Annotated in this window: 8 protein-coding genes; 5 read left to right on the plus strand and 3 right to left on the minus strand. The window is 37.0% G+C overall.

Annotation, left to right across the window (positions count from 1 at the left end; all coding sequences use genetic code 11):
- Positions 1–254: 254 nt before the first annotated feature.
- Complete coding sequence (locus KPC_RS14485; RefSeq protein WP_121975070.1) at positions 255–941, minus strand: response regulator; 687 nt, start codon at positions 939–941, stop codon at positions 255–257.
- A 13-nt stretch (positions 942–954) separates the two neighbouring features.
- Positions 955–2,622, minus strand: coding sequence for a sensor histidine kinase efflux regulator BaeS (baeS, locus tag KPC_RS14490; RefSeq protein ID WP_121975077.1), 1,668 nt, complete (start codon positions 2,620–2,622; stop codon positions 955–957).
- Between the two features lie 145 nt (positions 2,623–2,767).
- Between baeS and KPC_RS14495 the strand changes: the two genes are divergently transcribed.
- The 5 genes from KPC_RS14495 (at position 2,768) to KPC_RS14515 (ending at position 8,905) form a co-directional block, all read left to right on the plus strand.
- Positions 2,768–3,367, plus strand: coding sequence for a hypothetical protein (locus KPC_RS14495; RefSeq protein WP_121975071.1), 600 nt, complete (start codon positions 2,768–2,770; stop codon positions 3,365–3,367).
- A gap of 288 nt (positions 3,368–3,655) precedes the next feature.
- Positions 3,656–5,458, plus strand: a complete 1,803-nt coding sequence (locus KPC_RS14500) for an acyl-CoA dehydrogenase C-terminal domain-containing protein (RefSeq protein WP_121975072.1) — start codon at positions 3,656–3,658, stop codon at positions 5,456–5,458.
- Positions 5,459–5,684: 226 nt separating this feature from the next.
- Entirely contained in the window at positions 5,685–7,466 is a 1,782-nt protein-coding gene (locus KPC_RS14505) for an acyl-CoA dehydrogenase C-terminal domain-containing protein (RefSeq protein ID WP_121975073.1), read from the plus strand.
- Positions 7,467–7,603: 137 nt separating this feature from the next.
- Positions 7,604–8,272 carry a hypothetical protein gene (locus KPC_RS14510; protein ID WP_121975074.1) on the plus strand — a complete coding sequence of 223 codons (669 nt, stop codon included), beginning with the start codon at positions 7,604–7,606 and terminating at the stop codon, positions 8,270–8,272.
- A gap of 156 nt (positions 8,273–8,428) precedes the next feature.
- Complete coding sequence (locus KPC_RS14515) at positions 8,429–8,905, plus strand: phosphate-starvation-inducible protein PsiE (RefSeq protein ID WP_407641991.1); 477 nt, start codon at positions 8,429–8,431, stop codon at positions 8,903–8,905.
- A 22-nt stretch (positions 8,906–8,927) separates the two neighbouring features.
- On the opposite strand, the gene KPC_RS14520 is transcribed toward KPC_RS14515, so the two are convergent.
- Entirely contained in the window at positions 8,928–9,497 is a 570-nt protein-coding gene (locus KPC_RS14520; RefSeq protein ID WP_121975076.1) for an RcnB family protein, read from the minus strand.
- Positions 9,498–9,653 lie beyond the last annotated feature (156 nt).

Below are 9,653 nucleotides of genomic sequence, written 5' to 3' on the forward strand. Positions count from 1 at the left end.
GACATGATCACTTCAAAAAATTAAAATAGAATACATAAAAATTTTAAAAAAACGATTTCATATAATATATTTTAGCTATTATTAAAATTTTCACATTTGTGGGCAAATAATTATATTTTGTTGACAAAAAATCAGTAATTTTTTCATTTTATATTTATGCTGAAAAACAATAATAAAAACCCAGATAAGGTCATAGATACAAAATAAAAAAAGCCAGGGAAATACTTTCCCTGGCTTTTTTATTTCAAAGAGATTTAATCTTCAGGATACTCAAAGCGATAACCTACCCCATAAACCGCTTGCACCCATTCATGACGATTACCTGTTTCTGCGACATCTGAAATCTTACGACGCAAATTTTTGATATGGCTGTCTATCACACGGTCTGCTACATCAAAACTATCTGGATTGATATGATCAAGCAGTTGAGCCCGAGAATATACCTGTCCTTGATGTTCTAAAAACAATTCAAGCAAACGGAATTCTGTTGGTGTCAGATTAAGAGATTTTTGCTGATACCAAATACGTTGTTGCGCCTTATCAATACGGAACAGATTATTTTCTTCTGGTTCTGCCTTACGATCCAGACGGCGTAATACAGCCTGTACACGGGCAACTAACTCCTTTGGACTAAATGGTTTACAAACATAATCATCTGCTCCCATATTCAAACCAAGTACACGGTCAATTTCCTCAGTGCGCGCTGTAACCATAATGATCGGTAAATCAGTTTGCTCACGAACTTTTCGGCAGATAGTTAAACCATCCATATGTGGAACCATCAAATCCAGAATCATCAAACTTGGTTTACGTTGCAAGAAGCTATCGTAAGCAGCCTGACCATCATGAAACATACTGACTTCATAGCCCGCAGCTTCCAGATAATCTCTCACCAATTGTGCCAGCTCGACTTCATCTTCAACGAGCATAATATGTTTCATAAACTTTTTTCCTTTATGCTTTCGTATTTTTCGGAAAGGTTAATTTACAACGTAAACCACCTAATGGTGAATGATCAAAGCTTAACTCACCACCTAAAGCTTCCGCAATTTTACGGGAAAGTGCCAATCCTAACCCCGTACCACCAGTACTACGTGTCCTTGAATCATCAACACGATAAAAACGTTCACCTAAACGGGACAATTGCTCATCATTCAGACCAAAAGGACTGTCATCAACGAATACTGTCCAGAATTCATCATCTTGTTCTGTATGCACATTAACCTGACCACCAGCTTCAGTATAGCGAATACAATTGCCAAGTAAATTAACCATAATTTGCTTAAAACGATCTATGTCTAATTGTAATGAAGCACCTTCACCTTTTGTAGTGACCGTTAAACTCGCCTTCTCAAATTTAGGTTTAAAGTTTTCTATTTCCTGTATAACCACATCCCATGGATCAATCTCAGAAAAATAACATGTGAGTTGCTGGGCATCTGCCTGCGCCAAATCAGCCAGATCTTGAGTTAATTTTTTCAAACTACTCACCTGATTCAACATAGATGCAAAGTGCTCAGGTGTTGGCTTGCGAATACCATCCTGCATTGCCTCAATCTGCGCCTGAAGTACTGCAAGTGGTGTTTTTAATTCATGTGAGGTATCTGCAACCCACTGACGGCGAGAAGTTTCATGTTGATCCAGAATGACTGCCAATTGGTTCAATTCATTTGACAAATCACCCAGCTCATCATTTCGGTTAACCTTGATTTGATGCTGGTAGTTACCATCAGTCAGCTCTTTAGTACCTTGTAATAAACGCTGAATAGGCTTTTTGAAATAAGTCGCCATCAAGAGCGCTGCAACCAGACTTGAAATAATGGTTAAAATATAAATTAGCAATAAATAGCGTTTTTGATTACTAAAAAAGTTAATACTTAAAGCATCATCTTCATCCAGGACAGGCTTTAATCCCAGATAACCGACAACCTCTCCATTTACAATTATGGGGCGATAGGACTCCTGATCATCTCCAGGCTCACCTACAATAAAATGATGGTTCGTATCATAAAGGGAAAGTCGACCTCTCAATCCCAACCGGTCTGGCATTGCAATGAAACGCTTTTTACCATTTTGAGAAGTACTAATCCTCATCCGGCTTTGGTTTTCTTTCGATGCTTTTTCTGGTGATTTAAACATATTCTGGTTTGCACTAAGTGGAAAAACCAGACCTTCAAATGGTTGATATTCTGAAGGAAGATTTTCTTCAAGTATCTTGATCTCTTCAGTTTTGTCCATACTAGACTGGTTTGGAGTTGTATCCTCATCAAACTGATTAATTAAAGTCCGTTCCTTGAAATAGCGTTGCTGCAAAGCAATGTCATATTGACGGTGTAGCCACCAATGTGACAGTTTGTCATAGTCATCAGACGCAGCATTACCTTCTATCTGTAAGATCTGCGCCTGAATGGCATTTCCCCAATCATGATAAACGCTATAAACGCCAGCCAAGTTACCAATTAAATGATCCAGTTTTTGCATTTCAACATTTGCTACATAAGTTGCAAAGTTCTTTTGCATTGTCCAGTGCAAAACTCCCAAACTTACTGTGGTAATCACCAGAGTCGTTAGGAGAACAGTTAAGAATAAGCGTAATGCAATAGGAACACGGCGAACTTTCAAAAGACGCATCTCTCAATTTTATATGAAGATAATAAGTGATTGTAACCAACACTCACGCAAAAAACCCTCCATTCTTTCTTCATCATTATTATCTAATCTTTAACCATCTAAAAGACTTAGCTTATATCCATCGGAGATAACGACAATGAATAGCTTGACAAAAATCGCACTTGTTTCCGCCAGTATCCTATCAATGGGTGCATTGACTGCATGTCAATCAAGTTCAACACCTAAAAATGGTCCTGAAGGTCGTCACATGATGGGTCATCATAAAATGTCTCCAGAACAACGTGAACAATTCAAACAAATGCGTGCAGAACGTCACGAATTTATGAAACAGGCAAAATCTGCATGTGATAATAAAGCGGTTGGCAGTTCTGTTCAAATCAAGGCGGGAGATAAAACTGTTGATGGCACATGTGCAATCAACTTCCGCCCTGACCGTGATTCAATGAAAGATATACGCTTACAGGACAAACATAAAGGCATGAGATTTAAACGTGGTCAAGAATTAACAGCTGAACAAAAAGCTCAAATTGATCAAAAGCGTGCTGAGAGAAAAGCAAAATGGGAAGCTATTCAAAGTGCTTGCGCAAATCAGACTAATGGTAAACAAATTCAAGTTAAACTGGATGATAAATTAATTAATGGTCAGTGCTTTGTACATTTCAAACCAAATGCACGTCCAGAAACCACACCTGTTCCAGCTACTCAAGCTCCAGCACAAAAGACACCTGCTGCATAACAGCAACTTATAAAAAAAGACGCTTAGTGCGTCTTTTTTATTGGACATATCTTTTTACGATTTTGACAATTTGTTTCACTCATTTTTCTTTAAAACTGTTTACACTCAAAGTACTTACATATTTCAAGACTATTTTCTTTGACTTTACAGTCACAGTGAATTCACCAAGAAATACTTGTACGACATAATAAGTTGTTGCACGATGTAGCAGAACAAATATGTGTCGATGAAGACACCATTCCCTCTTAGGATTATAAATCTGGTTTAACCAGTATTGAGGAACTCAATATGCCACAATACAAAGCACCCTTACGTGATATGCAATTTGTTTTGCATGAATTATTAAATGCTGAAGAACACTATGCAAAACTCCCTGCATTCCAAGAAAACGTAAGCCGTGAATTGGTTGATCAATACTTAGAAGCTGCAGCAGATTTTTGTGAAAATGAACTTTCTCCATTAAATCAGGTAGGTGACCGTGAAGGTTGTAAATGGAATGATGGCGTTGTAACAACACCTACAGGTTTTAAAGAAGCATATCAAAAATATATCGAACTTGGTTTTCCATCTTTAGCAGTTGCTGAAGAGCATGGTGGTCAAGGTTTACCAGGTTCTCTTGCAACTTCCATATCAGAAATGGTAGGTGCTGCAAACTGGGCGTGGGGTATGTATCCAGGTCTTTCTCATGGTGCTGTTCGTACTATCGAACATCATGGTTCTGATGAACAAAAAGCAACTTATCTACCTAAACTTGTTTCTGGTGAGTGGACAGGTACGATGTGTTTAACAGAATCTCAAGCAGGTTCTGATCTTGGTATTATCCGCACAAAAGCCGAACCAAATGCAGATGGTAGCTATGCTATTTCTGGCGAGAAAATCTTTATCTCGGCTGGTGAACATGATATGGCAGAGAACATTGTTCACATTGTTCTTGCCCGTTTACCTGGTGCACCTAAAGGTACTAAAGGTATTTCATTATTCATCGTTCCTAAATTCAATGTAAATGCAGATGGTTCACTTGCTGATCGTAATGCAGTTCGTTGTGGTTCCATCGAACATAAAATGGGGATCCACGGTAATGCAACATGCGTGATCAACTTTGATCAGGCAAAAGGCTACCTCATTGGGCCTGAAAACCGTGGCCTACATGCAATGTTCACCTTCATGAATACCGCACGTATCGGTACAGCTGTTCAAGGTTTAACTGCTTCTGAGTCTTCTTTCCAAGGCGCACTTGTATATGCCAAAGAACGTTTGGCAATGCGTTCACTTTCTGGTCCTAAAGCACCTGAAAAAGAAGCTGACCCGATTATCGTACACCCAGCTGTCCGTAACATGCTTTTAACTCAAAAAGCATTTGCTGAAGGTGGTCGTGCACTCGTTTATTTCTTATCTCAATATGCTGATATTGTTGAGCATGGTGCAACCGAAGATGACCGTAAACTTGCGGACAATATCTTGTCGCTTCTTACACCGATTGCAAAAGCATTTTTAACCGAAACAGGTTATGAAGCTGCAAACAAAGGTGTGCAAGTGTTCGGTGGTCATGGCTTCATCTCTGAACATGGTATGGAACAAATCGTTCGCGATACACGTATTTCATGTTTATACGAAGGAACAACCGAGATTCAGGCACTCGATTTGCTAGGTCGTAAAGTCCTGCAAACTCAAGGTGCGATGCTGCGTGACTTCACCAAAATTATCCATAAATTTGTAGAAGCAAATAAAGATAATGCTGAAATGAAACAATTTGTTGAACCACTTGCTGCTCTCAATAAAGAGTGGGGTGATTTGACCATGCAGATCGGTATGAAAGCAATGCAAAACCCTGATGAAGTTGGTGGCGCTGCAGTTGACTACTTATACTTCTCTGGTTATGTGACTCTTGCATATTTCTGGGCACGTATGGCGCTTGTTGCTCAAGAAAAACTTGCAGCAGGAACAACTGAGACAGGCTTCTATGGTGCAAAAATCAAAACAGCACAGTTCTATTTCAAAAAACTTCTTCCACGTACACGTAGTCACGTTGAAGTCATCGCTGGTGGTTTAGAACCATTGATGGCATTGGATGCTGAAGACTTTGCTTTCTAATCCGATGTAAATAAGTTCAAGTTAAAGGACGGTCAGATCAATGGCAGTCCTTTTTCTTTATAGATTTAAACTTAGATAAACTTTCCAATAGGGATATTAGATGTATTTGGCAATTTACTGATAAACATGTCAAATACCCTAAACTTTAGTCGTCTAACATCAAATAATATCAGTGTATAGACTTCTAATAATGAATTGATTCAAACAAAAAATAGGTGATCAAGCTATGCCAATCTATAATGCTCCACTTGCAGATATGCGTTTTATTCTAAATGATGTATTTAATGCCGAACAATTCTGGCAATCTAATGAAAAACTAGCTCATGTCGATGCTGCAACTGCCGAAGCTATTTTAGAAGAAATGGCAAAATTTGCGCAAAATGTTACTTTACCCATCAATCGCACGGGTGATGAAGAAGGTGCGCATTATGAAAATGGCAAAGTTTCAACACCAACCGGATTTAAAGAGGCATTCCGTCAATACGCTGAAGGTGGTTGGATCGGTTTAGGTGCAGATGAAGAATGGGGCGGTCAAGGCATGCCAAAAATGCTGACTGTACTTGCTGACGAAATGTTATTTGCGACCAACCCTTCTTTTATGCTCTACCCTCTTCTATCTGTGGGTGCTGGCATGGCTTTAAACAGTTATGCATCACAAGAACAAAAAGAGACTTATTTACCTAAAATCTACTCTGGTGAGTGGTCTGGCACGATGTGTCTGACAGAACCTCATGCAGGTACTGATTTAGGTATTATTAAAACTAAAGCTGAACGAAATACAGATGGCTCATACAACATCACAGGAACAAAAATCTTTATCACTGGCGGTGATCATGATTTAGCTGAAAACATCATTCACCTTGTACTTGCAAAAACACCCGACGCACCTGCCGGTTCACGTGGAATTTCATTGTTTATTGTTCCAAAATTCCTCGTAAATACTGATGGCTCTCTAGGTGAACGTAATGCTGTTGCTCCTGGTTCAATCGAACATAAAATGGGAATTAAAGCCTCAGCAACCTGCGTCATGAACTTTGATGGTGCTAAAGGTTTTCTGGTTGGACAAGAAAATCATGGACTTGCAGCCATGTTTGTCATGATGAACTACGAACGTCTATCTATGGGTATACAAGGACTTGGAGCATCAGAGTTTGCTTATCAAAATGCTGCCCAGTATGCTACAGACCGTATTCAAGGTCGTAGTGCTTCAGGTGTAAAATCTCCTAACAAAGCTGCCGATAGCATTCTTGTACATGGTGATGTTCGTCGTATGTTATTGAATGCTCGTGCAAACAATGAAGCTTCTCGCGCATTTGCTGTTTATGTAGGTCAACAACTGGACATTACCAAGTTCTCAACAGATCCTGAAGCCATTGCTAAAGCAAATAATCGCGTCGCCCTCCTTACACCGATTGCCAAAGCATACTTAACGGATACTGCATTTAATGCAGTAATTGATGCGCAGATGTGTTTCGGTGGTCATGGTTATATTCGTGAATGGGGAATGGAACAATGTGTTCGTGACCTGCGTATTGCCCAAATTTATGAAGGAACTAACGGTGTTCAGTCTCAAGACTTGATTGGTCGTAAAACGATTAAGTGTAATGGTGAATTTATCGCAGAATATATTGCAGAAATTCGTGACTTTGCCAATGATTTAGATACGGATCTAAACTTCATCAAAGATGCAACCTTAGATGTTGCGACTGAAGTAGATATGATTACTCAATACATCATTGAGCAAGCAAATGAGAATTCAGAGTTTTCAAATGCTGCAGCTGTTGATTACTTACATGCTGTTGGTCTACTCAGTTTCACCTATATGTATGCACGTATTGCAAAAGCAGCAAAAGCAAAATCTGGTGAATTCTACCAGAACAAACTTGCATTGGCGCATTACTTTATCCAGCGCATACTCCCTGATTTGACAGCACGTATTGCAAAAATCAAAGCAGGTTCAGATGTAATCATGAACTTCAGTGAAGATTATTTTACTAATCAAGCGTAATTAATAATAAAAACCCTCTGAATCTAGAGGGTTTTTCATATTCAAGCAACAAAACAGTAAATTTCATAAAATGATTATTTCAAGCAATTTATATAAGCTCACAATATCCATCATAAAATTTAAAAAAGAGACTACTAATGAAAAATATGTTTTTTATTCCATTGATACTTATGATCTACACTACTACGACTCACGCCATAGATGAATCTCTTATGCAAATACCCGATAATTTAAAATTAGAAAAAATTGCAATTATTAAAAATAAAAATGGTGAAAAAGTAAAAATTTCACAGTTTTTTTTAAATATGGGAAATAATCAGTTGCTATACATTAGAGATTCATCATCACCAGAAGCCTTAAAACACATAGAGGAAATATGTAAGAGTAAAAATCAAAAATCAGATATAAATTATGGTGCCAAAATTATAAATGGAAATGAAAAATATTTAATATCATGTACTTCCAAAAATATACTAAAACAATATGAAAATCCCAACAAAAAACCTATAGAAGAAACTCATCAAGGATATAAAGATCAAATTATTTATAATCAATATGGAGAAAAATTTATTACCAGAACATCTGAATTAAATTTAGCATCTGGTCGAAAAATTACTATTCAACAAAAATTCCAAGAAATATCTCCCACCCAATTACTCTATATACCTTTTACTACAAGCCCTGAAGTAGAAGAGTTTTATAAAGAGTATTGTCCTTTAGTAACAGACTATTCTCTAGCAGAAAAAGGAATAAGAGTGATGCATAAAAATGCCATATCAACGCTCCAATGCATTAATTCCAATTAATATTAAAACCTCTCTATCACTTCCCCAAAAATATCAAGTATTCAATACAACTTTTCATTTTATTTAAGTAATATCAATCATTTTTTTAATTTGGCGTGTTTTTTGCTTAGTCATTTTCATATTTGATTTGAGGAGGAAATAATGAATAGGTTTAAGATGAAACGAATTGAAATTATCCTCGATCGCTTTGGAAATATCGCCGTAGAAGCATTTCACTACATTGCCCTGTTTATTATTGGCTGTCTAATTGCATGGTCATCCATTCACACATTAATCGAAATATTAACTGTCAAAAAATATGCAACAATTGATGATATTTTATTGTTATTTATATATTTAGAACTTGGTGCAATGGTTGGCATTTATTTTAAAACAAACCATATGCCAGTACGTTTTTTGATATATGTTGCTATTACTGCCTTGACCAGACTCCTTATCTCCAACATCCAACACGAACATAAAGCCAGTTTGGATCTGGTTATTATTACAGGATCTATTTTGATATTAGCAGCATCCATTTTTGTTGTACGTTTTGCTTCATGGCATTACCCATCAGTAATACGGAGCAAACATACTGAAAAACCTCTGGCTTATGGAAAAACACCAAGACCAGAAGATGATGAGTTAGCATAAAAGTGGGGAATCACCCCACTTTTTAATAAGTATAACCACCGAAAAAGATTTGAGAAATAATCCCTGTAGCTAAAGCAACTAAAATATAGTTTCCATCAATATTTACCCAATGATAACCATGTGGAGGCTCATATAAATCATAACGATGATAATCATTAATATAATAGCGTGAGCTTCGGTAAATATCAGGAAGTCGATCTCCTGCACGATATACTACAACACGGTTGGCTTGACCATAGTTATTATTATACTTCTGTGGATGATCATAACGTCCTACATAAATGTTACGATTATTACTTTCATAACCTTTCACATGAGATCGACTATTTAGATTTGATTGATTCCATGTATTCAAATGATTGGTTGAATCTGGGTTATTTCTTTGATGTAATGGAATATTCTGACTGTAATTGGATAATTGACGTCCTTTGAAAGTATTACCAGAGTTCCCCCACTGTGATTGCTTAGTAAAGCCTCCCCTATTTTGACCTTTACTCGCCTGATAACCTCCCCAATGATGATCAGCTATAGCTGGCATAGAAAAGCCAAGTACTGAAATAAATAGCATACTTGTAGCAAGATTTTTTTTCATTTTTATTCCCCCATATCGGTATATTTTCAAAAATACGCTTACATTTGGTAGAAATAATGGACATTCATAAAAATGATAAAAAATAAATTACATATTATTTAAATAGTTACATGGAATTATTTTTTAAATCACATATTTTTTCACATAAAAAACCAG

The organism is Acinetobacter stercoris (assembly GCF_900323515.1).
In the GTDB taxonomy this organism is placed as follows: domain Bacteria; phylum Pseudomonadota; class Gammaproteobacteria; order Pseudomonadales; family Moraxellaceae; genus Acinetobacter; species Acinetobacter stercoris.